Below are 26,686 nucleotides of genomic sequence, written 5' to 3' on the forward strand. Positions count from 1 at the left end.
TTGAGAGACCCGAGTAGAAGGGGACTGAAAGGGCCACAAACGGAATGTCCACAATAAAGGAGCCTGTTGTTACATTGAGAGACCCGAGTAGAAGGGGACTGAAAGAGTTGTGATGCAGGCGGCAGACACATACACCGTTGTCGTTACATTGAGAGACCCGAGTAGAAGGGGACTGAAAGGAAAGAGCGGTATTTCGGTCCCACGCTGGGAGGTTTCGTTACATTGAGAGACCCGAGTAGAAGGGGACTGAAAGAACCGGGCGGTGCGCTCCAGGCTGTCTCCGATCTTGAGGTTACATTAAGAGACCCGAGTAAAAGGGGACTGAAATTCGAGTGATCCACATTCCAGCGGTTTTTTGGTCGTAACAATGAGAGATCAGAGTAGAAGAGTACTGTAAGTTTGTCAGGAAGTCTGCACGCTTGCAAAAGAGTCGATTCTGCGGAGATGTTAAAACGAATCAATCCGAACAATATAGCCAGAAGATGCTCCCGATTTTTTACACCTGCGTTTCAACGTATCAGAGAATTGAGCTAAACGAATAATCATACAGGGATCTTCCTATGAACTGGGAAGGTCTTTTTTTATTGTAGCAAAGAATCGATAGTTTCATTTACATTAGCGTACAAATCTTTGATATCAATTAAAGTGAAAGCTTACAAAATATCCAGTAAATGTATAATGCATAAATGATTCGCCCATCATGAAAAGCATAGACGATTCAGAACGAAAGTTGGTGCTGGCCATGAGAGCGTTAGTCGAGCAAATCACAGAAGCGAAGTATCTCGCGCAAGACAACACGGACCGGTATCGACCGATCATCAGGTACCTGTTTGAGCAGCACGAGATCTATCGTTATCAAATCTTTAAAAAAGAGATTTACGAGCACATGAAAAGTTCGTACCCGGATGTCAAGTACACCGAAGAAGAAGTTGAGCAGGACCTTAAAATGCTCGTGAAATGGGGCAACTTGATCGAGAGACAAGACAACCGAACGAACAAGACCATTGCCGAGATTAAACAAAAAAACTTTCGATACCAACTCACGCCGCTCACCGTCGAATTTGAGCGCACTTTAACCGGATGGGAAAGCAAAGAAAACACCAGCCGAGGCGCGCTTGATCGGGCGATTTTTGATCGTTTGCTCGGCATCTTAAAACGCATTGTCGAAACACATTCCAGCCTCGACGATGCCGAACTGCATACGACATGGTCTGAACTGTTCCATTGGTTCAATGAACTCAGCAAAAATACGGTCGACTTCTTTGCCGACACCGAACACCTCGAAAAAAGCATGTCACAACAGTCGGAGAGTTTCCAGCAGCAGAAAACCGTCTTCATCGAATACTTGAAAGGTTTCATCATCACCATGCAACGCAGAGCTCCCCTCATCGAAGGGGTGCTCACCCAAGCCGATCCGCAAGCTGTCGAAATGATCATCACACGATTGGTCCAATACAGATTGAACGAGATGATCTCCTTAGGGGAAAAAAGGTCGGAAGCAGATCAAAAAACAGCTCTCCTTAAACAGTGGCAACGTTTACAGGACTGGTTTGCCAGCCGCAGATCTGAAGACAGCGAGCAAAATCAACTCCGGCAGCAAACGGCCCGCACCATTCAGAAGCTGACTCGACTGCTGGTACGCAACGATGACCGGCAATTGGCAGGACGTAATCGGCAAAACGATTATCTGTATCTGGCCAGGAAGTTTTTGCAAACCAGCGACTTGGCAGAAGCACACCAGTTATCCGCCTGTGTCTTCGGACTCTCAAATCTCCGGCATTTTGTCGGCGTGGAGACCAAGAGCGAACAGGAAGCAAGCCTTTGGGAGCGTCAACCGGACGTGCATACGACAAAGCCAAACTGCCTGCGCGGCGGACATGGCAAACGGGTCACCGGCGAAGTTACGGACCGCAGCGCCGAAAAAGACGCCATCCTAAAAGATCGCCAGGAAGAAGGCCGCTTCGAAGAAGAGCTGCTCACCATGCTGCAGAAAAACCAAACGATTGCAGTCGGCGAACTAGGGCTTTTGCACCCGAAAGCCCGGCGCGTGATTTTGGATTGGATCGCAAAATCATCCCGAATCGAAAAGGGCGGTCGCAAAGGCATGTGCCGAGGCTTGCATTTTACGATCACACGCCGCAGCGATCGTCCAGTCCAGATGGTCTGCTTGGACGGAACCTTAACACTGCCCGACTATTTGATTGAATTGCGGAGGTGAGAGACAGCATGGACGAACAGAATTTTGAGTTTGATGAGGAGACCAAAGAGTGCGTGCACGCCCTGTTCGAGAACTTTTGGATCTCCCGAACGATGAGCTTGGAAATGTACGTCAAAATTCGCGAGCGGGAAACGATCCTGCGAAAGTACTTTGAGGACACCTTCCGCTGGCGGTTACAGATCAACAAAGAACTGGTGAAGCTGGAGAAAGTGCCGGTCGTCGCTGAAACATGGATGGGAATCTCCGCGTTCCGAGAACGTTTGGACTATGTGTTGTTTTGCTGCCTGATGTCCTTTTTGGAATCCAAACTCCCTGGGGAAAGGTTCTTGTTGTCCACGCTCTGCGATGAACTGCTCCTGCTTCTTAATGAGATCCAGCCGGATACGTTGAAATGGACCGAACAGGCGCATCGCCGGTCGTTTATCCGAGTGTTAAAGTACGCGGAGACGTTAAAAATCCTCACCGTCGAGGAAGGGAATGTATTTGATTTCGGAGCCGATGAAGAACAGGAAGTCCTGTTTGTCATCACGGCGCTGTATCCCTACTTTTTGCGGCGAACGGCGAAAGAAATCAAAGCGTACACGCATTTTGAAGAGTTCCTCCAAGAGGAAAGTCTAAACGACTACCATCGATTGTACCGGCACATCTTCACGTCGCCGCTGGTCCACCGCAGCGAATTGACGCTCGGTGAGAAGTTTTGGCTGGATAACGTGCAGCGCAGAATTGGTGAGACCATTGTAGACACCACCAATTTTGAACTGGAGGTTTACCGGGAGGCCGCTCTGTTGACGAGCAGCTCTCCGATCTCCCATGAAACTTTCCCGGATGCAAAAGGCATCTCCATGGCCGTGCTTCACTTGGCCCAGGTGGTGCATGGAAAGGTGAGTGAAACTCATGAATGGGCGACCGATGTGCAAGGGCGACTGTTGCTCGCAAACGCGCAGTTTCGGGAAGGGGTACACGAGACCAAGCTCCGGTTTGGTTACGGGTGGAGCAAGGAAATTCAAACGTATGACCTCGATACCTTGGTCAGAGAAGTGCTGAACCTGCTGAAAACCTGGAAGTTGGCAGAGGAGAGCGAAGACAGCGTATGCTTGTTTGCGCCACTCGTTCGAATGGTCGGTCAATACCCGATAGACTATCAGAACAAAATTCAAGCAGAAGAGGTGAGCTAAGTGAAAAATCGATGGAAACTGCATCGCGCCGGCTTTTTTAACTTTTGGTACTTTGATGAGGAAGAGCTGTACTTTTCGGATGGCAAGATGCTCTTGCGTGGTCATAACGGGTCGGGGAAGTCGGTCACGATGCAGAGTCTGCTGCCCTTTCTGCTCGATGGCAACAAAAGTCCCAAACGTCTCGACCCGTTCAACAGCAGTGACCGCAGAATGCACGACTACCTTTGCGGCGAACGGGAGACCAATGAGGTCGAAGATCGGATCGGCTACCTGTTTCTGGAGTACAAAAAAGAAAAGACGGGACAGTACCTCACGACCGGTGTCGGCCTGCAAGCAAAAGCAGGTTCTAAGGATGTTGATTTTTGGGGCTTTGTTGTGACCAACAACCAGCGGGTAAACCGGGGGGATCTCTGTTTGTACCACCAGCCGGCCGCGGGGAACAGCAAACTCCCGCTCACGAAGAAAGAGCTGGTCAAGCTCTTCAAAGAAAAAGAGTGCGGCTCGATCGTCTCCGGTCAAAAAGAGTACATGGAGCTGGTGAACAAGCATCTGTTCGGCTTTGAGAACCTGGACACGTTCCAGCACCTGATCACGCTGCTGGTCTTGTTGCGCAGTCCCAAACTGTCCAAAGACTTCAAAGTCACAGACATGCACGACATTCTAACCAAATCGCTTCCCGAGCTTACGAATGAAGAGCTGATGCCGTTCACCGATTCGATCGAAAATCTTGACCAGCTCGACGAACGGATCAAGCAATACGAAGCCAGCAAATCCTCCGTACAGGCGCTGGAAACGATCTATCGGAAATACAACCGCTTCTTGCTGAGTCAAAAGGCGCGCGCCTATCTGGAGGCCGAATCGCTGTACGCAACGGCGACGGGCAATCATCACAAACTTGAGAAGCAGATCGCCGATACTGATGACAAACTCAGCCTGATCACAGCAGAACTGCAGCAGTTGCAGGTGGAGCGCAGCTCGCTGGAAGACCAACAACGAATCCTCCGCAAAAACAAAGTGTTCGATTTGGCGAAAGAACACCAAGGTCTGTTGCGCAAAGCAGAGGAATCCGCCGCTAAAATTCGAGAAACCGAAGCGGAACAAGTGAAAAAACAGCAAGCTGAACAAAAGCACCGTCTGGCGCTGCAGACGCAGGATGAGCAACTGTACGAGACAGAAAAAGAGATCCGCACCCTGGAAGGGGAACTCACACAATCCGCGCACGAGTCGGAGTATGCCGAACATCGGCTGGAGCTGGACAAGTTTCGCCGACAATTGTCAGAAGGCAAGTTTTCTTTCGATTATTGGAAGCAGTCTGCGCAACAATACCGGGATCGTCTGCGGGAGATCGTCACCAAAAGCCAAGCGGAACAAACGGCGAAAGGGCTCTACCAATCGAAAACGGATGAAATTGCCCGTGACGAGGAAGATCTGCGGCTCAGTATGGCCGCTCGGGACTCCGACTGGACGGCGTTTGAGCTGCATCAGGAGAATTTCCTCGACGCTTTCCATCTCTGGGCAACCGAGAACAAAGAACTGCATCTCGGAGTCGAAGAGCGGGATCGCATTCATCAACTCGTATTGAGTTTATACGACAAGGCAGAATTTGAAGAGATCCGATTGATCGTCGAAGCGGTATATGAGCGCCGGAGCAATACGCTGAATGAACGGATTGCCGATGTGCGCAATGAGCAAAAAGAATTGCAGCACAAACTCAAGACCCTGCAACAGGACCTCAAGGCATGGACGCTCCAGAAAGATCCGGAACCGGCACGCCACCCGGAAACACAGCAGGCGCGTGAGACGTTGGCACGCGAAGGGATTCCGTTCCTTCCCTTCTATGCGGCGGTCGATTTCCGTGAAGAAGTGCCGGCGGAGGTGCGCAATCGTCTGGAACATGCGCTGCGTGAAACGGGCCTGCTCGACGCTCTGCTGGTGAGCGCGATGCACGCTAACCGTGCACAGATCAGTGACAAAGTGCTGACGCCGGGCAGTCAACAGTCCGGTGCGACATTGGCCGCGTACCTGACACCGCTGCCGGGTCTCGCTCTGCCGACTGAGGAGATCATGTCGATCCTGCAAAGTGTTTCGATGGAAGACACTGCAAGCGAATTTCGAATCACGCATGATGGTCAGTACAAAATGGGAGTTCTGGAAGGGATCGCGCCGGATTTTGGCGATTCGGTTTTCATCGGCCACGAAGCGCGCGAAAGATTCCGCCAGCAGAAAATCGCCGAGCTGCAGGAGCAGATTCGTTTGCTGGAACACGAACTGTACAACTACCAACAGGCCGAAGAGTCATTTGTAGCTGCCTTGCATTTGTCCAAGGCGGAGAAAAGCAACTTCCCAAAGGAGCGGGAGATGAAAGCCGCATACAGCAAATGGAATCTTGCCAGCGGCATCGTCACCAAACTGCAGGAAAGTCTGCGGCACAAAGAAACTGTGGCTCAAACTTTGAGAAGCAAGTGGCAAAGCATCTTGCGTGAGTTGCTGGCGATGACGGAGGAACTCACGTTGGAGAATTCCCCCGAAGCATACGAGTTCGCGCATGAAAGCCAGCAACTTTACATCGGCTACCTGAACGACGTAGAGCGCATGTATCAAAGTTTGTTGTCCGGGCGCGCCAATCGCCAAACCGTGCTGACGATTTTGGAAGAAGTGACAGAGGACCTCGACCGGGTGAAGCATACCTTGTCCGGTTATCAAACGGAACGGGACAGTCACTTGCACGCCGCAGAGGCACTTCGCATCCTGTTGGATGAAAAAGGACTGGAATCCCTGCAACAGGAAGTCGCCAACATCGAACGGCGCCTGCATGGACTTCCCGCTGAGATTGAAAAGAAAAGTAAACTCCAAGGCAGGACCGAAGCAGACCTCAATCGTTTGGAAATGCATTTTGAATCATCTTCCAACCAACTGCGTTTCTACGATAAATATGCTTCGGCCTGGCAAGAACTCTTTCAGAAAGAAGCAGCCCTCGGCTTTATCCAATCGGAAGCAGCGGACGCCCTCCTCCGCCAAGGGGACATCAAGGGCATGGCAGAAACGATCGCCGGACAGCTGGAACTGTCGGATGTGTCGCTGGATCAGTTGAAGAGCGAACTCTTTGAGGCGTTCCATGTGCACAAAGATTACCTATTGGGGTACTACATGGAGCGCAACGAAATTGTGCTGACCGCGCCTGGTGACATCGACGCATTTGAGGATGCAGGTCTTACTGCCAAACGGAAAGAGCTTCATGAAGCAACGAAGCGATTCCTGATCACGCTCGAGCATGGGGATCATCGAGTTTCGCCCAAACAGATGGAAGAGCACTTTGACGATCGCATTGAAAGAACCAAACGGGAACTCAGTGAAAAAGAGCGGGAACTCTTCCGCAAGATTCTCATGAACAACATCGGAGAGGTCATCCGCAACAAGATCGCCAAAGTCGTGGACTGGGTTGAACAGATGCGGGAGCTGATGAAGCAGCGCAAAGGTGATGACAGCTCGAACGGTTTCAAAGTCTTCCTGAACTGGAAGCCCAAAGCCGACATGAAAACGGACGGCGGCGTCTCCATCATTGAATTGTTGCGCAAAGACCCCAAAGTGCTCCAAGAAGCGGATCTTGACCACATCGCAGCTCATTTCTCCGCCAAGATCAACAAGGCCAAGCTGATGCTTACTGACGAACGCAAGGACAAGGTCTTCCGTACCTTGCACCACATCGTCAAAGAGACGCTCGATTACCGGCAGTGGTTTGAATTTGTCCTGGACTGCCAAAAAGGCGAGGAAACCCTGCACGAGCTGACCCAGAAAAAATTCAACAAGCTGAGCGGAGGGGAAAAGGCGATGGCGATGTACATTCCGCTGTTTACCGCGGTGTACTCCCGCTACTTGGATGCCAATTCCGACGCACCGCACATCATCACACTGGATGAAGCATTTGCCGGTGTGGACCACTCCAACATCAACAAGATGTTTGCACTCGTGGAAGAGCTGGGTTTTGACTATGTGATGAACTCGCAAATGCTGTGGGGCGATTACGAATCGGTTTCCACGCTTTCCATCTATGAGTTGATCCACCCGCCGGGTGCAAAAGTTGTGGCGATGGAAAGGTACATCTGGGACGGAGAAAAACTGATGGAGCGACAAGCAAATGACATTGCGTAAAGAAGCTGCGCAGTACTTCAAGGAGGAGCCCGGCTTTCACCGGCTCCTTTCCTTGTTGATCAAGAGATACTACAGCCTGGGCCGCATCGGCGGCAGCGTGCGGCTGGAGCGGATGACCGAACGAGAGAAAAACGAGCTGTCTCGTTTCTTCAATAAAAATTATCGCCGCCAAGATCAAGTTTCGATCACCATGGAGCAGTTTGAGAAAGCATTGCAAGCCACCCGATTTGCCGAGGTGGATCTGTACGAGCTTCTGACGGAGTACAACGGCGCTCCGCTTCGCACAAAAGCAGAAGTCAAGGCGAGCCAACAAGAACAGCGCGCCCGATTCTTCACAGGTCTGTTTCGCGCTTGGAAGCATCCGCAAGCAGCCCGTTTGCTGGAAGCCATTCTGCAAAAGCAGGAGGGAACCCGCCGACTGCACCGCTGCTACGATGACAATCCAACAGAACTCCGGGCGAATCTGAAAACGGCGATGCGTGCTTTGCAACAACTGCCGCTCGCGAAGCCGATGCGTCTCCCGCTGTTTGCGGCTTCTGTTACTGGCAATCCCCATGCGTTCGACAAGAAGTTCAGCTCGGGAAAGATCTTCTTGGATCTGCTTCACCTGCTGGCCGATGGAAAAGGGGGCAAGAACGACAGCGAAGCCTTGACGGAATTGCTGTTTTCCTTTGGGTTGTTGCGAGATGACTTGCTGAACAACGTGTCCTGTACGGGCTTGATGGCATTTCATCGAGAGTCCGGGCAGCCGATTTTGTCCTGGCAGGCCGCTTTTCACGAAAAGCGCGTGCAAATTCTTCCGTTGCGTGATCTCGTGCAACCTCTGTCGATCCGTCCGGCCAGCACGGCCAACCTCGTGTTTGTCGTTGAGAATTCCGGCGTTTTTTCAGCGCTGTTGGACGAGTTTGCAGACGCGCCGCACGACCCGCCGATGGTCTGTGTGAACGGGCAGTGCAAGCTGGCCTCGCTGCTATTGATCGACGCGCTGGCACAAAGCGGGGCGACCGTGTACTACTCAGGTGATTTTGATCCGGAGGGATTGTCCATCGCCGACCGGCTGGTGCAACGACACCCGCAGCACGTGGTGCTGTGGCGGATGGGGCGAGAGGAGTACCAACGCTGCCGCTCGGACAAGACGGTTGACTCGCGCAGGCTTAAACAGTTGGAGCGGCTGCAGTCGCCATCGCTTGCCGAGGCAAAAGCAGCGCTGGCACAAAGCAAACGGGCGGGGTATCAGGAGCAGTTGCTTCCTCTGCTCAAAAGGGATATTCTGCAACATTTCTACGATCACCAGAGAAGTCAGGGGGAAGACAAGTATGCAAATCTTGGTTGACGGTTTCGGCACGTCGATTCGCAAAACAAGCGAGCGTTTGGTCGTGCGCGACAAAGACAAAAAAATCATTCAGGAAGTCCCCTTTTTCGACCTTGACGACATCCTCATTCTGTCGCGCGGGATCACGCTCTCCTCAGACGTGATCGAAAGCTGCGCCGAGCAGGGCATCCAGATTCATTTTCTCACCTCGCAAGGGCGACCGTTTGCTAAATTAGTGTCGCCTGGATTGCAAGCCACCGTCGCCACGCGGAGGGCGCAGATCAGCGCTTACGAAGACGGGCGGGGTGTGGAGATCAGCAAGCTGTTCGTCGGGGCAAAACTGCGCGCCCAGCTTAACCTGGTCAAATACTGGGCGAAAAACCGGCGCGGCCAAGACATTGCCGGGCAACTGAAACGGGCGGCCGACAAGATCGAGGAACGCATCGCCGAGCTGGAGGGCATTGATGGTGCACGGATTGAAGAGATCCGCCAGACGATCATGTCCTGTGAGGGCCGGGCTGCCAGCGTGTATTGGGAGGTCGTGAAGGCGTTGGTGCCCGACGCGCTGGGCTTTACCAGCCGGGATCATCGCGGTGCGCAAGACCCGGTCAATGCGGTCTTGAATTACGGCTACGGGATCTTGAAGTCGGAGATCTCCAAAGTGGTGTTGCTCGCCGGATTGGAAGAGTGTGCCGGCTTCTTGCATGCTGACCGTTCCGGACGGCCCTCTTTTGTACTCGACTTTATGGAAGAGTTTCGTCAGCCGATCGTCGATCGGCCATTGATTTCACTTTTGAATAAGGGATTCACCCCGGTTGTCAAAGACGGTGCGTTGTCGGGCGATACGAGGCGCACCATCTCCCAGGCGATTCAAGAGCGTCTGGAAGGCAAAGACCGCTACGAAGGCCGGCGCTGCCAATTGCGGACGATCGTGCAGCGTCAGGCACACCATCTCGCCACCTATTTTCGCGGCGAACGAAACTATAAACCATTTGTCTGGAGCTGGTAGCCGTGCAATTGCTCGTGATCTATGACGTTGAAAACGACCGCACCCGCGTCAAGGTGTCGGAAGCTCTTAAAGATTACGGTCTGTCGCGCATCCAATACAGCGCTTTTCAAGGGAATTTGTCCCCCAATCGGATGCAGGAGCTGTACTATCGATTGAAAACCACGCTGGGCGTTGAAGTCGGCAATATCCAGATGTTCCCGATTTGTGACAAAGACGCCAAGCAGATTAAGGAGATCGAAAATGTGTCCTGTGGCTGAAGACCTGATCCCGCTTGCGGTGACCGACCTCAAACAATATTTGTATTGTCCGCGCATTCCCTACTTTCAGCATGTCCTCAATGTGCCGCGCCCTGTGACGTATAAGATGAAACACGGCACGTTGCAGCATCTGGAGCTGGACCGTCTGGAAAAGCGGCGCGGCCTGCGCTCCTACGGACTGCGTGAAGGGCAGCGCATGTTTCATCTGGCAGTGACCAGCCCGGGATTAGGGTTGCACGGCATCTTGGATCTGGTGGTGAAGTACGAGGGCAAACAAGAGACGCGCTATCTGCCGATCGAGTTCAAACATCAAGAGGGTCCGGTGCATACGAACGTCAAGTATCAACTCGCCGCCTACGCGCTGCTGCTGGAAGAAGCGTATGGGACAGCTGTACACGATGGTGTCGTCTATCAGATCCCGGGCAAGACGGTGCGGCACGTGCGCATCACCGATGAAATGAGAACCTACGTACAGCATACGCTGTCCGCCATCCGCAACATGATGCGAAACGAAGCGTTCCCCGACCCGAAGACGAGAGCCCGCTGCGGCGATTGTGAATACAGGAGGTACTGCAATGACATCCGCTAACCGACTGCTGTTTATCGCCAGTCATCCGCTGCTGCTCCAGCGTCGCCGTCATGAACTGACCGTGCAAGCGGGCGGTTGGATCGGCATTCAGTGGCTGACGCTGGCTCAGTTTACGGACAAACTGCTGGAAGCAAACGGTTTGGCGTACATCCGGGTGACGCAGCCGCTCCGGGAAGAGATCGTGGAGAGCCTGGTGCAACACTTGGGGGTGAAAGGGGAGCTTCCGCACTTGCAGGCCGCGATGATGCACCCCGGGATGAGCAAATCGATTGCGCTCTGGTTAGAGGACTTATGCAAAGGAAAAGGAGCGGGATGGGAACAGGCGCTTGCACAGTCTCCAGACCCGTTGCTGCAGGAACTGCACACGGTGGCAACCGCTTATTTCCATTGGACGCTGACGGCGGACACTCCTTATAAAGAAGCGGAGCAACTTTACAGGAGAGCTGCAGCCCTGCTCCGGGAGCAGGAACTGCCGGGGTGGTTCGGAGAGCGGGTGATGGCAGAAGGCGTGCTGGCGGGCACTGCTGGTGAGCGCGAACTGCTGCAAGCGCTCCAAGAGCTGGACCGCGAAGTTGCGCTCAACTTCACTTTTGAAGAAAAAGCGAACCGGGACGAACCTGTCGCATTTCACTGGTACCAGGCGGAATCGGCGGCGGAGGAAGTGGAATTTTTACTGTCCGATCTAAGGGATCGCAACGAGTGTGCCATCGTGGTGCCGAATGAAGAGTACCGCAGACGGGTGAATCGGGAACTGAGCGCCACTTTCGGGCTGAAGCAGCCGGAGAACATTCCGTTGATCCATGAACGAGCGGTGCAGCAACTGCTGCTGTTGCTTCAGTTGAAAAAGACGGACGGTGAACGGGAGACCGTGATGCAAGCCGCTTGCGCATTCTCTGAGGTGTCAGGCATGGACTCGCAGGAACTGGCTTGGGGCAGGGAACAGCTGCGGTTGACCGGGATTGCCGGCGGGTTGGAGCGGATGTCACGGTTCTTTCACTCCGAAGCGGCTCGCAGCAGCAAACGGCTGGAGCATCTAGGGGAGGCTGATGAAGGCGAACCGGTGCGCAGACGGCTGCGGGGAGCACGATCTTGGCTGCGAATGCTTCGGGTGATGCGGGGCCTGATCAGCCAAATGCCGTCCAATTCGACATGGGCGGGCTATGCCCAGGCGATGAATCGGTGGCTGGAACATCGCTACGTACAGCCTCTGGAGAGCGTCCGCACCCTCTTGCGCCATCGGGAGGAGATCGACACCGCATGGGCGGCAGGCACGCAGAACGAGCCCATCCCTTTTCCCCGCTTTCAACAATGGTTTCAACAACGGGTCAGCGCCACACCGCTTGAACAGGAAGGGGCGAAAGTCGCCGAGCTTGCTGTTTTGCTGCCGGAGGAGTGCGCCGGAGTCACGTTTAAAAGGCTGTATCTGCTCGGAATGGCTGACGAACTGCTTCCCGGCACCTATGCTCCTCATTGGATCTGGGAGCTTTGCCAGCGGGGCGGGATCTTCCCGGTCGGACAGATCCCGGATCGGCATAGCCACGAACAGGAGCAGTTGCTTCGGCTCGCCTGTGTGTTTAGCGGTCAGGCCCAAGCGGTGATCGCCTTCGCCCCGCGCCAAGTGGGCCGAGGGCAGCCGGCATCGCCTTGCCGTTTCCTGCTGGCCGAATTCGGGGAGCCGGAGGAGCGGGAACGTGTGGAGCTAAAGAAGCGGGCTCGCAGACCGGACTATGTAAGACCTCCGCAACAAGAAGTGCCGTTCTATGATCCGATGATTCCATTGCATGTGACCGGATTGGATTTGTACAGACGATGCGCCTTCCGTTTGTTTGCCGAGCGCACCTTGCGAGTGGCCGATCATTTGGAACGCCGGGACGGAATCACGGCTCTCGACCGCGGCAATCTCCTGCACCGCGCACTGCGTCTCACGTTTGCAGAACAGGGCACAACGGACGAGATCGTGCAGCGTGCCGAGGCGCTGCTTACGGAGGAACTGGCTCAGTTTGAAGCGAGGTGGCACCTGTCCGACACGATCTGGCAAAGTCAGAAAGCCGCCATGCAACAGGAATTTCGCGCTTTTATACAAGGCGAGGCGGAGCGGGTGGCCGGGCAAGGGATCCAAACGTATGCGGAATGGGGATTTGGCATCGTGCATGCTGAAAAAATGTCGGCCGATTCGACGCCGGAACCTTTGGTGTTGCAAGATGAAGAACGGACGATGCGCTTATGCGGGATCGTGGATCGCATTGACGTCTTGAACGGCAGCTATTCGGTCATTGATTACAAGTTGTCCAACTCCCCGGCATCAAAAGCCATTGCCGAAGGAGAAGACTGGCAGATCGCCTTGTACTTGTTGGCATACCGGCATTTTGCGGCAGGGACGGTCCTGCCGAAACAGGGGCGCTATGCCGTTCTTCGCGAAGCAGGGGACGGGGGCGAGATCAGCTTCGAAGCGGATGGCAGCGATTTTCAAAGTTTTGCAGATCGTTTGAAAGACGACGTCTTGCAAGTGACCGACCGGCTCGTGGCAGGCGATGTGATGCCTCGTCCTTGGAAAGCGAGCGAGTGCAAGACCTGCTCTTTGCGACAGGTCTGCAGACATGAAGAAGTGCGACAGGGGGATGCCTAACTTGATCGAGTTGACGAAAATGCAACAGCAAGCGGTTGAAGCCAAAGGCGAACGAATTCTCGTGTCGGCCGGAGCGGGATCGGGCAAGACGAGGGTACTGGTCGAACGTTTTGCCCACCTCGTGGAACAGCACGGATGCCCGCCCGAGAAAATTGCAGCGCTTACCTTTACCGATCAGGCAGCAGCTGAGATGAAAGAACGCATCCTCGCCAGAATCAGAACTGGGCAGGCCGACCTGCACGTGTTGACCTTTCACCGCTTTTGCGGGCAGATTTTGCGTGAGAACCCTCTGTTGGCAGATGTGGACCCGGCTTTTTCCATTCTGCCTGATTCCAGAGCCAAGCATCTCTTGCGCCGACTGGTGATGCAACAACTGCGCGAGTCGGAAGATCCGCAGATCGGACTGCTTTTGCAGCAGGTGCAAAGCGTTGACCTTGCGGACATCCTTTTGGCACTGATGCAAAAAGGGCGGGAGCGCCCCCTGACGTGGGATGAGTGGCGTGTGCAGACAGAGCAGACTGCCATGGACTTGCGCAAGCGCGCATGGTCATCTTTGCAGGAGTCGTTGCGAGCCTTGCAGGAATTTGAGCAGAGCCGAGTTGTCACGGCTCCGGGCACAGTGCTGCGCATGGAGAAGATCGGGAAACTGTGGAACGGTCTTTCGCCGCAACTTCGAGCTTCCGGTCCGGAACGGTGGGACGCAGATGCAGTTTCCGAGATGTATCCTGTGCTGGAAGCGATCATGTCAGAAGTGACGCTGACGGTCGCACAAGCTGCCAAACCGTTGTTTGCCAGACTCAGCAAACTCAAGAAAGAAAAGCTTTGGGAAGACCTCTTAACCGACCAGACAGCTAGCCTGCGTCATTCCTTGTTCGATCTCATGAGCCGGACGCATCGCGAGTATGAGGCCAGCAAACAGACGGCCGGCTGGTGTGATTTTAGCGACTTGCAGGACCGGGTGTATCACCTGCTCAGCCGGCATCAGGGCGTTCGGGAGCGCTATGGCAGTTTGTACTCGCACGTGCTGGTCGATGAGTATCAGGACACCAATCCGCTACAGCAGGCGATTTTAGAACTGCTGGAACAAGGCCGTCGAGAAACGAACACTGCGGGGTCCCTCTTCATGGTTGGTGACCGTCGCCAGTCGATCTATCGTTTTCGCGGCGCAGAGGTCAAAGGTTTTGATGCGGTGCAGGCGGCATTGGGAGAACGGGATTGCTATCTCGAGCTAAGGGACAATTTTCGTTCAACAGCAAGTCTCCATGCGCTGGTCAGCGATCTCAGCGCCACGCTGTTTGCAGAGCCCGTTCCAGAGACAAAAGAGGCCGTGCGGGCAGATTTCCCAGACTTGGAGATTCTGGTTCCTGCCTTCGAGGAGCGCCGTTCCATGACAGAGAGCGAAGCGCACCTCTTGGCACGCCGACTGCGCCAATTAGGTCCGGGCGTGTGGGGTGACACAGCGATCCTGTTGCAAACGCGCACTCATCTTGCTGTATTTGCGAAGGCGCTGCATTCCTCCGGTATTCCTTATGTGATGCACGAGGACAGCCGTTTTTGGAGCAGTCAGGAGGTTCAAGATCTTCTGCATGTGCTGCGCGTCCTCGCCGATCCCGAAGACGCGGTGGCTCTGCTTGGCTTCTTGCGTGGTCCGCTGATTCGCATGCCGGATGTGGAACTGTGGAAACTGGCGGGGGCTTCGGGGCTTGTGCAGGGTTTCTGGATGGTGCAGAGCGCGGCGCGGGCAGAGCTCGAACGCTGGAGAGTAGAACTGTCCACACAGCCGCTCACCGATTGGCTGCATCATCTGCTTTATGGTGAGCGGTTGGAAGCCAAAATCGGCGGGCGTTCGCTTGGTATCTTGGTACAGCTGGCAGAAGAAGGCGAAGAGCATGGCATTGTGACATTGGATGCACTGCTGGCTTGGTGGCGCGACCTGGAAGCCGCCGGGGAAAAAGTCTCGGGACGATCCCGGACACAAGAGCAAAACGCCGTCAAAATTATGACGATACATGCCGCCAAAGGGCTTGAGTTCCCCATCGTCTGCCTGCCGGATCTCACGCACCGTCAAAGCGCGATGATGAAACGCTTCCATCTCTGTGAACAGCAGGGACTGGCCATTCGGTCGGTGGCGAAACAGGGCGGACAAACTCTTGCTTATGCCGCCGCTGCACAGCGGGAAACGGCGGCGCTGGCTGAAGAGAAAAAACGCTTATTTTATGTCGGCGTTACGAGGGCGAAGGAGAAAGTGATTCTCTCGGGGGCAGCTTCTGCCTGTACGGAGAAACGTGCGCTCGAAGAGTGTTCGAACTGGTGGGACTGGCTGCCGTTCCTGTTTCCCGACCTGCAGGAAAAGGGGCTCTGCGACAGAGAAATCCTCGGGCGCGGATGGAAGGCACAGGTGTTAAACGATGCGTCCATCCCCGTTTTTGCCAAGGTTCGTGTGCAGGAAGCGGTGGAGTTGCTGACGGAATCAGATCAAGCAGAACGCCAGGAAGTGCCGCGTCTGTTGTTCCGCCCGTCCCAAAAGATCTGGCGTGTCACTGAGCTAACGGCACGTTTAACTGGCCAAGAGGAGAACGAGGCACCCCCGTGGATGTATCAACCACGCAGCCAGCGCGAACAGGGGTTGCGACCGCAGGAGTGGGGGCAGATCGTGCACGCGGTGTTTGAGCATTTGACACCTCATGATGATGAGCAGGCCATCCGTGCGCAGCGAATACCGGCTGCCTTGGCGCGGGCGGGATATGCGGACGCCGCCTTGACCGCCGAGGTCTGGGAGCGTATGCGCGAGGAGTTGGCGATGTACCGGCGAAGTGCACTGTTTCAAGAGATGAGCCGCGCTGTCCACCGCGAGCATGAGGTGCCCTTTTCCATGGAACTGGCGCCCGGCCTGCAAGTGAACGGCGTAATCGACGCGCTCTGGCTGCGCGACGACGGAAAAGCCACGATTGTGGATTACAAGACCCGGCGTTGTGAGACGGAACGCGAGGTGGAGCAGTTGATGGCGCAATACGGCACGCAGGTCCAGCTGTACGCTCTGGCCGTCGAGCGCTTGCTGGGCTGGGAGGTGGACCGTGTCGGTGTGTATATGACGGCAATGGGGCGGTTTGTGGAAGTGGGATATGGGAAGGAAGTGCGGGAGGAGTTGTTAAAAGGGGCGAGTTTGGTGGCGGAAAGAGAGCAGGAAGTGTGGGACCTCTCCTCGTAAGGGGGGAGGTTTTTTCTAATATGAAAGATTCTTTACCTACTAAAATTTTCATTGGTTTTGGGGAGGTTCATATTCATTAGATCATGTATTGTATATACTATAGGCACAAGAAAGAATAATTGATTACGAGGTTTGTCAATACAAGGAGGATTTTATGCTTCAAGATATAAAATTTTCGAAGTATCGTTTTGTCTTAGAGGCAGGAGAAAAGGGATTGGAACTTCCTCCATTTAAGTCTTCTGCGTTTCGTGGTGGTTTTGGACATGTATTCAAGCAACTTACTTGTGCATTCCCTGGTAAAGCATGCTCAGAGTGTTCAATTCAGAACACTTGTCCGTACATCTATATTTTCGAAACAAAGCCGCCGGTAGATTCTAAAAAATTGAGTAAGAATGAAAACGTGCCCAGACCCTACATCATTGCTACGGAATTTGAGGGGAAGCAATACTTTCGACCAGGAGAACTATTAAGCTTCGAATTGTTTATTTTTGGAGATGCACTGCCATACGTGCCATTTTTTGTTCATGCATTTGAAGTGCTTGGCAGTGTTGGTATTGGAAAGGAGCGAAGGCCTTACATTCTGCATCGTGTCGAAGTAATTGATGTACAAAGTGGGTCAGCGTTCTTAATCTATGATGCGAAGTCAAAACGCATTAGGCATAAAGAAGTTCTTGTAACAGGTAAAGAATTGTTAGAGAGATCCTCGAAAATAAGTGAAGACACAGTAACCGTTTCGTTTACTACGCCTTTACGTATCAAATGGAAAGGACATTATACAGCGACTCCTGAATTTCACCTTTTGATCCGAAACGTGGTGCGACGCGTTTCCACACTCCTTTATTTCCATCATGGAGGAAAAGACCTGCAACTTAATTATTCAGAGCTTTTCCAAAAAGCGGAGCAGATTGAAATGATCGATTCCCGTGTCAGATGGGTAGATTGGGAACGTTATTCGGCCAAGCAGGGAACCCGTATGGCTCTTGGAGGAATTTTAGGAGAAGCCACATATCGTGGGGATCTTAAAGAGTTCATTCCTTGGTTGCTTTTTGCAGAAGCGATTCGGATGGGGAAGTCCACTGCATTTGGACTAGGAGCTACGCACCTTACATGGGGTGCGTAGGATCGAATATAGGCAGCTTTCTGAGAATATAATAATCACATGTTACTGAGGGAGGAGGGTAGTCGATCATGCTGATTCGGAAAGTTTTTCGATTAATTGTGTTCGGGTTGTTCACGCTCCATATTGAAAGAGTGGAAGTCCAGCATTAGGGACGGGCGGGAGGGGATATTTCTCTCCCGTCCTTTTGACACGTTGTAGTGGACTGAAAACAGTAACATGTCATTGAATTTTGACCCGCTAATAGGGGATTGAGGATGGCGAACGTTAACAAAATGTGGTATATAAGTATTAGTTCAAGAGTGTAAGGAGGCTAAACAGTGTTCGATTCCTTTCAAAATGCTTGTCGAGACGTAATGAAGTCGAGAGGATGGCAGTACCTGCTTGGAAAAGACAAGGAATACAAACAGTCACTTCTTGACCACAGCATGGCCTTGGTGAATCTCGGGCAGGTTCTGCTTCTGCACGGAATTATCACAGCAAGTGAGGAACAGACTCAAGCCCTCCTTTTAGCTCTTGCCGTTCATGATGCGGGTAAAGAACACGCCGCTTTTCAAACCTATATGACGGATGGTGGGAAATCCCCAGGTCATATTGATGTAGATCTCTCCAGAGAAGTTGCTCTTCAGATCAGTGAAAAGATGGAATGGAATCTTCCATCCACTGTCCTTGACGCAGCAGTATCTCTTCATATGAAGGCCTCTGACCGGAACGGGGACAACCTGTTCGAGGTGCTTATGGGTCACTCCGACACGGAGTGGAGGAAGATCGCCCAATGGGTGCAAGATATCGATCGAATTGCATCCGCAAAAACGCCACAAGCAGCCAAAGAGGTGTGGAACCGATCACAGTCTTTGTCTAAACTCCGCAAGGCCGCGCATCATTCCATACGTCTGCGCGGAGTAAGTTCCGTTTATGTACATAACGCGCTTCGCAACGCATTCCAAGAGGCAGGTTGGTCTGTTCTGATGTATTATCCGTTTGGCAACTTATATGTCGCAAGAGAACCAGATGCGCAACTGCCGGACCTGCCCGCCATTAAGGGGCAGCTCAAACATCAACTGGAACAGGTTATGGCGCAGGGAACAAAAGACAAAGTAAAACTGATGCATGGCAGTATCATTGCCACCTACTTTGTGAAACCAGATTTGTTTACGCTTGATGATTTGTCTCCTTTATTGGCTGAGGCAGAGATGCGTATTAACGAGCAGCCGGCGTCAAACGTTTCCACGGAGACGATACTGTCTTACTGGAACGTGCGGTCGATCCTATCTGAGACCGGCGATTCAAAGTTAGCCAAAAAAGCCGCTCAAAAGGATCCCAGAAAATTAGCAAATGCAATTCCGGAAGCGTATCATCCCAAACTCATTTTTGATGCATCTGACATTACAGACTCCGACCGCATCCGTTTGGCACAGCGTTTAGGGGAAGCTCGTAAGGAAATGGCGATCTTCAAGATGTTTAAAAATGTCATGTCCGCAATCCTGGAAGATAAGCTGTCTGCATTAGAACACAGCTATGATGAAGTATTTGGCAGTGGGGCATATGCATCCTTGCAAACGACGGCCACGTTGATGCCTGCGTTAGATATGGCGTTTGCGGTTGATTACTTTTGGGAACTGAATGCTGAAAAGTACGGTTTTCAGGGAAAGATGGGTCACCTGGAAAAGAAACAACGCCGGCATAAATTGATCAACATCTTGACTGATCTTGCCGGAAAAGTGTTTGCAGAACTCAAAATTGAGCGAACTGTGGAATCCCTTGTTCGTTCTATGAGCGAGCAATTCATAGAGGACATCGACTATCCGGTATTTTCATCAAAGGATATCGTCCAGTTGGCTAAGGAGCAATTGCAAGCAGCGATCGTGGCAAAAACCAATGTCAATTCTAGCAAAGCTGTACCTCACCTTTGCCCTTTGTGCAACAACGAGTTTAAAGAAGGCGTGCTTGCGATCTCTGATTTTGTAAACAAAGCGACCGCCTTTTCGAATCGCATCAGCGCTTACAATGCGAGCAAGTTTCAAATTTGTCGCTCATGCTACTATGAGCGATTGCTGCAGCAACTGCTGCTTGGAGGGAGACCGGGTGAATTCCTTTGCGTTATCCCGACGGGTCAGGTGCCTTTCACTTTTGATGAAAGGCTAGAGGAGAAAATTCAGAGTTTCGAACGAAGTGTGTGGAACTTTACAGAAGGGAAAGGCGCTGTAACCCACGCTTTGTCTCTGACATTCGAAAGCATGCTTGCTCGAAATTTGGATAACCACGGGGAATTGTTTGGGAGCGAGTCCTTTGCAGATCTCTTTGTTTACACAAAGTCAAAAGATCGCTTAAAGGAAGAGCGAAAGAACCTGTTGAGTATATTGACGGATCTGTGTGGTGATGATTTAGAACTCGGCAATGCCTTTGCAAACGCCTCCTACTCATCATTTGATGAACTGCTTGATGCCTTGCTCGATGGAAAGCATGTGGACGAGCCGTCTTTTGAAGAGGTAAGGCTTGCCGTCCGAACTTCATCACCGATCAAGGCGATTTATCAAACTCCGAACTTCATTCTTTTCCCGACCATTCCTCCGATGAGCCGGGATTCGGCACTGAAAAATGATGGGGACGGAGAGGCGAAGTATGCGTACAAGCAGTTGTTCCTCGCTACACTTTTTGCAGAATATCTTGGGATGTCGGTCGCAGTCCTGAATGATTTGGAATCTGTGCATCTCTTGGTAGAAGGTATGAGCGGAAGTGTATATGTGCCTGACCATCCGCGAGTTCGTAAGGAGATTATTGAGGCGAGAAAACAGAGCCCGGGTTCCTCCGCTTCTTGGCTGCTTGAGCACGAAGCGCTGACATGGCGCCGTGCCATTCAAGGTGCGATTTTGTTGAAAGAAGCGGTGGGTTTTCCAGAACGAGACGACATTCCAAGAATCCTTGCATTCACTTATCCGGGACAGTTGCTTAGACGCATCGAAGCCAAACAAGGGAATAAGCACGTCGTATCCCTCTTTGAATGGGAACAGATCCAAAAAATACAGGAGGTATTAGCATGATTCGAGCGCTGATTGTTGTCAAACGAAAACAAGGTAGCGATCCAACCAAAGATGCTCGTTTACAGGAAGCAGCTGAGGCATTTGCCCGCTATTTGCACTCTTTCCGTACTGAAAAGTCGAAGGAATCAAAGCATGGCAAGATGGGGCCGATCGGTAAGCTGTTGTCCCGTATGCGTTCAGGAAAAAGAGGCGACCAGGTATTAGGGGAAGCGATTCGCATTCATGAAATGACTGCTAAGCCCTTTGAAGGACAGAAGTCTACCTCGATCACGGTGGAGCAATTCAATTCGTTAAAAGAAGGTGTCTTCAAACTTACCGAAGTATTGGATGATCCTAATACTTCTCCGGCCGACCACAAGCGTATTTTGGAAACTGTTGATGCTGTGATCTACTTCCGATTGGAAAAAGCACGTAAAGAAAATCTGGTCAAAGGGCTGGAACGTTTCCGTGCCTATTTGCAGACGAAGTATGATACTCCGGAAGAGTTGGCGGAAGCATGGGACGATACTTCGGTGACGTGGGAAAAGATTCCTTTCCCTACTTCTAAGTATGATAAAAATCCAAAGATCAAAGCTGAAATTGCCGAGTACCTTGCAAAATTAAAAGAGGTACTTCTTGAAGAGGACATGGATGAGGAGGATACACAAGCATGAAGATTCCGAACGCATTTGAGCTGTTGAAAAACTATTTTGTGGAACAACCGAAAGCAATCACCGGTCTGAAGACCATTCAGATTTATCTCTATCGGGAAGTGCTGGATTATACCGTTCTCCGTACCGAGGAAGACCGGGAAATCAATACGATTGTTACACCGGCTATGATTGGGTTGGGGGAAGTCAAAACTCGTGTTGCTTTCTTGGGCAGCAAGCAAAAGGCTGTAGAATCGCGCCAATTGGAGAGATTGCTGAGGACTTCGGCTGAAGATGCCGGATATAAGATCGAGGAGTGCTACCTGAAGGATCATCTCTGCCTTGAATGCCCACGGTGCGGTCTTTTCGGGGGAACGAATGCTTCTTCCTCCAAAAAAACGAAATCGAATATCAAGCACCGGATCGCCTACTCTACTGCGTTCTCGCTTGATTCCGTAGACGACCTCCGCGAAGCGATCACTTTTAACGGTATCAGTGACCAGTCACAAACAACAGGCCAAACACTGGGGGAACGTGTTGCCGTAAAACCGGGGACGTTTTTTCCTTCCATTGTTACCTTGACCGGTGTTACTTGGCTAGAAGTTGTACTGGTATTGAAAACACTTCTTTCTTCTCATAAATATGGAGCGGAAAGCCGGATCGGCGGCGATATTCGGAACCATGTTGTGGGGATCGCTGCTGGTTGGGAGGAAGTGATGACACCACTTGAGTTCACACTCGAAATGCAGGCTGCGGATGAAATGAATGAAGGTTATGTGGAGCGGATCATCCAAAGATATGCTGAAGGCGCAGGAAACCCGGAAAAAATTCGTGTCTTGAACTCGGAAGAACTCTCGCAAGTGTTGGAAACTGCACGGAAACAACCTTTGGATCGAGAGTTTCTCACGGCAGCGTTTGACCACATCAAACAGATGCGTAAGGAGCAGGAATCGAAATGAGTACTGGCGTTTCGACGCAGGCTCATTTTCGCGACCCGCAAATGCGTATCTTTCATGTGAAGCTGATCCCGCATGATATCCTGTGGTTTGCTTCGTTCGATGCCGGTGCGGTCACTGTCACCGAACCGGCGATTCACAACTACGCTTTATCCTATGCGGTCAGCAGGTATGAGCGAGCGGTATCATTTTCGGATCAACCGACATACGAGTTGGACTTGGAACAGATGGACTGGTACGCAACTCCTGCCAAAGCGAAGAGATTCGCAAGGTTGAAGTTTACTTGGAATGCCATCGACACGATGACGCAAACCACGGAAACACCAAACTTTGAAAAAACCAATTCCCCCAAAATGGGCACTCGACATGTATTAGCTCCTGCTCCGGCTACAGAGTTTGAGTTTTATCTGTTCAGCCGAAAAGGGGAGATTCCACCGCGAATGATCCGGCTTGGCAAGAAAAGAGCTCCTTGCGTTTTGAAATGGGAGGAAGTAAAACACCAAGGGCCAGTCAAAGTCGAACTGGCTCGTCCCACTCATTTGGTCAATCCTTTGGATGTAGTTGGTGAGTTCGAGCAGTATCGCATGGTTTCCATACCGCCTTCTTTCTTGGCGGACGATGCTTACATTCGTCAGGGTTTGGTTGTGCGTGGAAGTGGACATGAAGTTGTGGTTCCTCGTCGATTGCTGGATTGGGACGGTGAAAAATGAGAGTCGAAGGGTATCAACTCGCTCTTGTAGAGAGCAGCACATACGACCAGTTCGCTACGGGTCGAAAACCTTATGCCCATCAAGCTCGAGTGCTTGAAGAATGGGACAATGAAGCGTGCTTTTTCATAACAACTCGTACTGGATCAGGGAAAACGGCCACTGCCGCTTTCCCTGTATTTGCAAAAGGCGAATCTGCTGTGTTTGTCTATCCCACAAACGCCCTGCTTGAAGATCAAGTACAGAGCCTGCAAGGGATTGGCAGCAGTCTTGGGAAAAAGGTTTTGGTTCTGGATGGAAGCGCTCCTTATGATTCTGTAAGTCTGCAAGAGTCAGACACGTTGATTCTTGTGCTCAATGGAGATACCCTGGATCATTTTCAGTATGTAAATAAGGATGTTCCGCTCAAAACCAAGGGTGAGGCAATTGTTCATTTGCTTGCGATCGATAAGCCAAAGATCATTGTCACGAACCCGGATGTTCTGTTCCTACTGAGCGGGATGAAATATTCAAATTCGGCAAAGTCAATCGGCTACTTACAAAGCTTCGTGTTTACAACTCTTGTTGTGGATGAGTTTCATTTGTACAGCGGACTTGAATTGTCGCATTTGTTGTTTCTGATCCATTACCTGCGGAGTCTGAATGTTTTCCAACGACTCCTGTTTCTTTCAGCAACTCCGAGTGAAAAAACCTCAGGATATGTAGAAAAACTCTTTAATCCAACTCTGGTTACAGCAGACCCCGGTCGTTACAAGGTGCAGGGCTACCGAGAAGTTATGCATCCATTAGATCTGCAAGCGGTGCTTACGGAGGATATCGTTGTTTCCGTCATGGCCGAAGTTAAAAAAAGGCTTAATGAGCTGCGCCAACAACCTCTCTCCTCGGAAGAAGACCCAGTGCCCTTGGTGATCATTGTAAATTCGGTCATACAGGCGATGCGAATAGAGGAAGAGTTAGTTAACTTGGAGATTTCCATCGAAGAGATAGCTTCCTATCGGGGATTGATAAATTCCAAGGAGCGCTCGTTGATGGGCAAGAGAATCGTAGTGGGGACATCCGCGATTGAGGTAGGTGTAGACTTTGATTGCTCCACTCTGTTTTTTGAAGCGTCCAACGCATCGTCCTTCCTTCAGCGCATAGGTCGTGCAGGACGGCACCGATTTGGTAAGGTATTGCTTTTTGCTGACCATCGTATCAGTCAATCACTCACAGAGTTACCCAATGAGATTGGACGCTCAGAGTTGGAAAATTGGGTTCGACGGTCTTATGTGTTAGCTGATGACATGGCTTGGTTTGTGGTGAGCAAGGAAGGACTCTTGAGCGCCTACTGTTTGATTGAAAGAGGAAACCGTGAACTTGAGGCAACCTGGAATTTGACAGAGGAACAACAGGAGTCTGCCAAGCAGAAGCTGTTGGAGATATTCCAAGTATATTTAGGATGTCTGTCTGACTGGATGAATAAGGCTGACTTCATACAGCTCGGGAGGCAATTTTCAAAGCAGATTGGACCTTGGGTAGAAGTGCTCATCAATTCACCTTCTTTTCGAAGTGGTAACTACAGTGTTTGGGTAAACAGTTCACGTGAGCTTTGGTTAGGCAGATCACCGAGGGCAGGTGAATTTACGGCAGATTTAAAGCGGGTTCTGGAACAGGGAGTAGGACTAGAGTTTTACCAAGTGACTTCAAAGAAAAAGAAAGGCCATTTTTCTGCGAAGGTCCAGACATTTGGTAAAAAGAAAAAGACTGAAGTGCGGATTCAGCTTACTGAGAACCGCAAAATGGCAGAAGTTGATCCCTTCGACCTAACATTTGTGAATGAGGAAGGCACTGTGGTCTCTCATCCGTATCTAAAAGGAATTCCGATGATCTATATAACGGTACCGAAGCGTGACGTACTGCATGTTTTAGATTGGCGGATCGAAACTTGGGATGTGGCCGGGAAGGACGAAATCGCAGCCTTTGGCGGTCATGCACTCTTGTTGAGCGCTCTTTTTTTTCTGACGAATCGTAATAGAAACATGCCGATTTCTCATTTGTGAAATAAATCAATGAGAGCGATTCCTTTTTTACAAAAGTATATGTTATATTTATAGTGAGAGGTGTAAGGGAGGAGTCGCCAATTGAATAATGTTATGACAGAAACGATAGGGGAAAAAATCAGAAGACTCCGTCTGGAGCGAGGCATGAGCCAAGGCGACTTGGCGGATGGCTTTGTCACTGTTTCGATGATTAGCCAACTGGAGCGCGGGAAGAATACAGCATCGATTGAACTGCTTCATCATATTGCACGAAAATTGCAAGTTCATCTGCATGAATTGGTGCGTAATGAACTGGATCAGATGGAACTGTACAACCGGCACAAGTTAGCAAAGATTTATTTAGACCTTCAGCAACCAGATTTGGCTGAGCCTATGCTTGATTTTCTGAGAGAGCAGGCGGAACTTTCGCATGCGGATCAGTTGGACATTTCAATCGACTTTTCTGAATGTTACAATCAGCAAGGCAGGTACGATCTCACCCTCGAGCTTTTATCACCGATTGTTGCGGAGTTGGAAAATCATCTGTTTGACGATGTGCATGTTATGGCCAAGATTCGCAAGCAGCTTGGAAATGCACGGTTTATGATGAACGACTTTACGCAGGCGTATTATAACTATCAGAAAGCATACGATTTGGTAGAGCGGTTTACGGAGCACGATGAGCAGGCCGCTTACATTTCGTTTAACTTGGGGCATACGTTGCGTAAGCTTGGACAGCACCAGTTGGCGATTTTTTATTTGGAGCGTGCACAGCGTTATTTTCAAAATAGGCAGGATGTCAGGCGCGTAGCAGACACGCTTTTTGCTAACGGGCAGATCTATTTCGAGGCCTCAGATCAGAAACGTGCCGCGGAGCTGTTCGAACAGGCACACGTTTTATACACGGGGTTGAACATGATCTCGTGGGCTGTAAAGGTTCAGCATAATGTGGCGGCTTTGTTGGCTTTGAAAGAGGACAAGGATGCCGCGATTGTAGAGTTGAAGAAATGTGCAGAGTTTTATTTGCGGGAGAGGGATCACAAGAATTATTTGCTTGTGCTCTCGAAGTTGGCTGAACTGTATGTAGGGTTTCTTCCTGAAGAAGCCGAGAATCATCTAAAGCTGGCGAAGGAGATAGTGGTTCAACATTCTTTAGAAGAAACTGAAGAGTGTGCCGCATACCTTCGGGTTTGTTCAAAACACTTTCTAAACTGTCAGAGAAATATTGAAAGTGTTCGTACCTCATTAAACTCAGCGGAACTGTATGCTAAAATGGGTATAATTGCTGAGCAAGTGGAATCCTTGGAAGTTGCTGTAGATGCTTACCGTGGATTAGGAGAACTTGATGCTGCACTCGACTTGGAAAGAAAGCGCGTTGTATTACTTGGAAAAATGTATCGAAGGGAGGGAGTAAAGTGAAAAAATTGATGCTGACACTTTGTTTACTGTTGTCTATCTCATTGGGACTTGGTTTGAGTGTAGATGTAAGCAATCAGGCTGAGACATTGCCTGGTCCGGGACCGATGGTAATTGCTGATATGGGTTGATGTCGTTATGCAATAAAGCGAATGGTGTTAAACCATTCATTGTTACCCCAAAACGGATAGCCTATTCGGGAATGGGAATAATAAGGGTAATGGAAAGAGGTTTCGAGGATTGAGGCACTTTTTCTGCA

Annotated in this window: 17 protein-coding genes and 1 CRISPR repeat array (1 of these 18 only partly in view); all 17 genes read left to right on the forward strand. The window is 51.2% G+C overall.

Annotated elements, in window-relative coordinates; all coding sequences use genetic code 11:
• Positions 1 to 398: direct repeats of the CRISPR family, unit length 37 nt; unit sequence GTTACATTGAGAGACCCGAGTAGAAGGGGACTGAAAG; it begins 5,045 nt to the left of the window's first position.
• Between the two features lie 302 nt (positions 399 to 700).
• The 17 genes from CBW65_RS11240 (at position 701) to CBW65_RS25070 (ending at position 26,558) form a co-directional block, all read left to right on the forward strand.
• Positions 701 to 2,218: a TIGR02677 family protein gene (locus CBW65_RS11240; RefSeq protein ID WP_087456894.1), complete on the forward strand. Its 1,518-nt coding sequence runs from the start codon at positions 701 to 703 to the stop codon at positions 2,216 to 2,218.
• An 8-nt stretch (positions 2,219 to 2,226) separates the two neighbouring features.
• The gene (locus CBW65_RS11245) at positions 2,227 to 3,393 is read left to right on the forward strand and encodes a TIGR02678 family protein (RefSeq protein ID WP_087456895.1); all 1,167 of its coding nucleotides are present in this window, start codon (positions 2,227 to 2,229) and stop codon (positions 3,391 to 3,393) included.
• Positions 3,394 to 7,542 (forward strand): TIGR02680 family protein, encoded by a 4,149-nt coding sequence (locus CBW65_RS11250; protein WP_087456896.1) that lies wholly within the window; start codon positions 3,394 to 3,396, stop codon positions 7,540 to 7,542.
• Complete coding sequence (locus CBW65_RS11255; RefSeq protein ID WP_087456897.1) at positions 7,529 to 8,875, forward strand: TIGR02679 family protein; 1,347 nt, start codon at positions 7,529 to 7,531, stop codon at positions 8,873 to 8,875. The genes CBW65_RS11250 and CBW65_RS11255 overlap by 14 nt, the downstream gene beginning before the upstream one ends.
• Positions 8,859 to 9,863, forward strand: a complete 1,005-nt coding sequence (gene cas1 / locus CBW65_RS11260; protein ID WP_087456898.1) for a CRISPR-associated endonuclease Cas1 — start codon at positions 8,859 to 8,861, stop codon at positions 9,861 to 9,863. Before CBW65_RS11255 ends, cas1 begins: the two co-directional genes overlap by 17 nt.
• A 2-nt stretch (positions 9,864 to 9,865) precedes the next feature.
• Positions 9,866 to 10,120, forward strand: coding sequence for a CRISPR-associated endonuclease Cas2 (gene cas2 / locus CBW65_RS11265; protein ID WP_087456899.1), 255 nt, complete (start codon positions 9,866 to 9,868; stop codon positions 10,118 to 10,120).
• Positions 10,104 to 10,709 carry a CRISPR-associated protein Cas4 gene (gene cas4, locus CBW65_RS11270; protein WP_087456900.1) on the forward strand — a complete coding sequence of 202 codons (606 nt, stop codon included), beginning with the start codon at positions 10,104 to 10,106 and terminating at the stop codon, positions 10,707 to 10,709. The genes cas2 and cas4 overlap by 17 nt, the downstream gene beginning before the upstream one ends.
• Positions 10,696 to 13,335 (forward strand): PD-(D/E)XK nuclease family protein, encoded by a 2,640-nt coding sequence (locus CBW65_RS11275; RefSeq protein ID WP_087456901.1) that lies wholly within the window; start codon positions 10,696 to 10,698, stop codon positions 13,333 to 13,335. The genes cas4 and CBW65_RS11275 overlap by 14 nt, the downstream gene beginning before the upstream one ends.
• A gap of 1 nt (position 13,336) precedes the next feature.
• Positions 13,337 to 16,543, forward strand: a complete 3,207-nt coding sequence (locus CBW65_RS11280; RefSeq protein WP_198299812.1) for a UvrD-helicase domain-containing protein — start codon at positions 13,337 to 13,339, stop codon at positions 16,541 to 16,543.
• Between the two features lie 154 nt (positions 16,544 to 16,697).
• Positions 16,698 to 17,663, forward strand: a complete 966-nt coding sequence (cas6, locus tag CBW65_RS11285) for a CRISPR system precrRNA processing endoribonuclease RAMP protein Cas6 (RefSeq protein ID WP_087456903.1) — start codon at positions 16,698 to 16,700, stop codon at positions 17,661 to 17,663.
• A 317-nt stretch (positions 17,664 to 17,980) separates the two neighbouring features.
• Positions 17,981 to 20,701 (forward strand): hypothetical protein, encoded by a 2,721-nt coding sequence (locus CBW65_RS11290; protein WP_087456904.1) that lies wholly within the window; start codon positions 17,981 to 17,983, stop codon positions 20,699 to 20,701.
• Positions 20,698 to 21,354, forward strand: a complete 657-nt coding sequence (locus CBW65_RS11295) for a hypothetical protein (protein WP_087456905.1) — start codon at positions 20,698 to 20,700, stop codon at positions 21,352 to 21,354. The genes CBW65_RS11290 and CBW65_RS11295 overlap by 4 nt, the downstream gene beginning before the upstream one ends.
• The gene (gene cas7d / locus CBW65_RS11300; protein ID WP_087456906.1) at positions 21,351 to 22,289 is read left to right on the forward strand and encodes a type I-D CRISPR-associated protein Cas7/Csc2; all 939 of its coding nucleotides are present in this window, start codon (positions 21,351 to 21,353) and stop codon (positions 22,287 to 22,289) included. The genes CBW65_RS11295 and cas7d overlap by 4 nt, the downstream gene beginning before the upstream one ends.
• Positions 22,286 to 22,996 carry a type I-D CRISPR-associated protein Cas5/Csc1 gene (gene cas5d / locus CBW65_RS11305; protein ID WP_087456907.1) on the forward strand — a complete coding sequence of 237 codons (711 nt, stop codon included), beginning with the start codon at positions 22,286 to 22,288 and terminating at the stop codon, positions 22,994 to 22,996. The genes cas7d and cas5d overlap by 4 nt, the downstream gene beginning before the upstream one ends.
• Positions 22,993 to 25,032: a type I-D CRISPR-associated helicase Cas3' gene (cas3, locus tag CBW65_RS11310; protein ID WP_087456908.1), complete on the forward strand. Its 2,040-nt coding sequence runs from the start codon at positions 22,993 to 22,995 to the stop codon at positions 25,030 to 25,032. The genes cas5d and cas3 overlap by 4 nt, the downstream gene beginning before the upstream one ends.
• Positions 25,033 to 25,113: 81 nt before the next feature.
• Positions 25,114 to 26,430, forward strand: coding sequence for a tetratricopeptide repeat protein (locus CBW65_RS11315; protein WP_087456909.1), 1,317 nt, complete (start codon positions 25,114 to 25,116; stop codon positions 26,428 to 26,430).
• Positions 26,427 to 26,558: a hypothetical protein gene (locus tag CBW65_RS25070; protein ID WP_269768014.1), complete on the forward strand. Its 132-nt coding sequence runs from the start codon at positions 26,427 to 26,429 to the stop codon at positions 26,556 to 26,558. The genes CBW65_RS11315 and CBW65_RS25070 overlap by 4 nt, the downstream gene beginning before the upstream one ends.
• Positions 26,559 to 26,686 lie beyond the last annotated feature (128 nt).

It is taken from the genome of Tumebacillus avium, assembly GCF_002162355.1.
Taxonomy (GTDB): Bacteria; Bacillota; Bacilli; order Tumebacillales; family Tumebacillaceae; genus Tumebacillus_A; species Tumebacillus_A avium.

Coding starts and splice junctions, on each gene's coding strand:
- cas7d (WP_087456906.1), top strand. CDS start 21,351: ATGAAGATTCCGAACGCATTTGAGCTGTTGAAAAACTATTTTGTGGAA.
- cas1 (WP_087456898.1), top strand. CDS start 8,859: ATGCAAATCTTGGTTGACGGTTTCGGCACGTCGATTCGCAAAACAAGC.
- CBW65_RS11240 (WP_087456894.1), top strand. CDS start 701: ATGAAAAGCATAGACGATTCAGAACGAAAGTTGGTGCTGGCCATGAGA.
- CBW65_RS11275 (WP_087456901.1), top strand. CDS start 10,696: ATGACATCCGCTAACCGACTGCTGTTTATCGCCAGTCATCCGCTGCTG.
- cas5d (WP_087456907.1), top strand. CDS start 22,286: ATGAGTACTGGCGTTTCGACGCAGGCTCATTTTCGCGACCCGCAAATG.
- cas4 (WP_087456900.1), top strand. CDS start 10,104: ATGTGTCCTGTGGCTGAAGACCTGATCCCGCTTGCGGTGACCGACCTC.
- CBW65_RS11255 (WP_087456897.1), top strand. CDS start 7,529: ATGACATTGCGTAAAGAAGCTGCGCAGTACTTCAAGGAGGAGCCCGGC.
- cas6 (WP_087456903.1), top strand. CDS start 16,698: ATGCTTCAAGATATAAAATTTTCGAAGTATCGTTTTGTCTTAGAGGCA.
- cas3 (WP_087456908.1), top strand. CDS start 22,993: ATGAGAGTCGAAGGGTATCAACTCGCTCTTGTAGAGAGCAGCACATAC.
- CBW65_RS11245 (WP_087456895.1), top strand. CDS start 2,227: ATGGACGAACAGAATTTTGAGTTTGATGAGGAGACCAAAGAGTGCGTG.
- CBW65_RS11295 (WP_087456905.1), top strand. CDS start 20,698: ATGATTCGAGCGCTGATTGTTGTCAAACGAAAACAAGGTAGCGATCCA.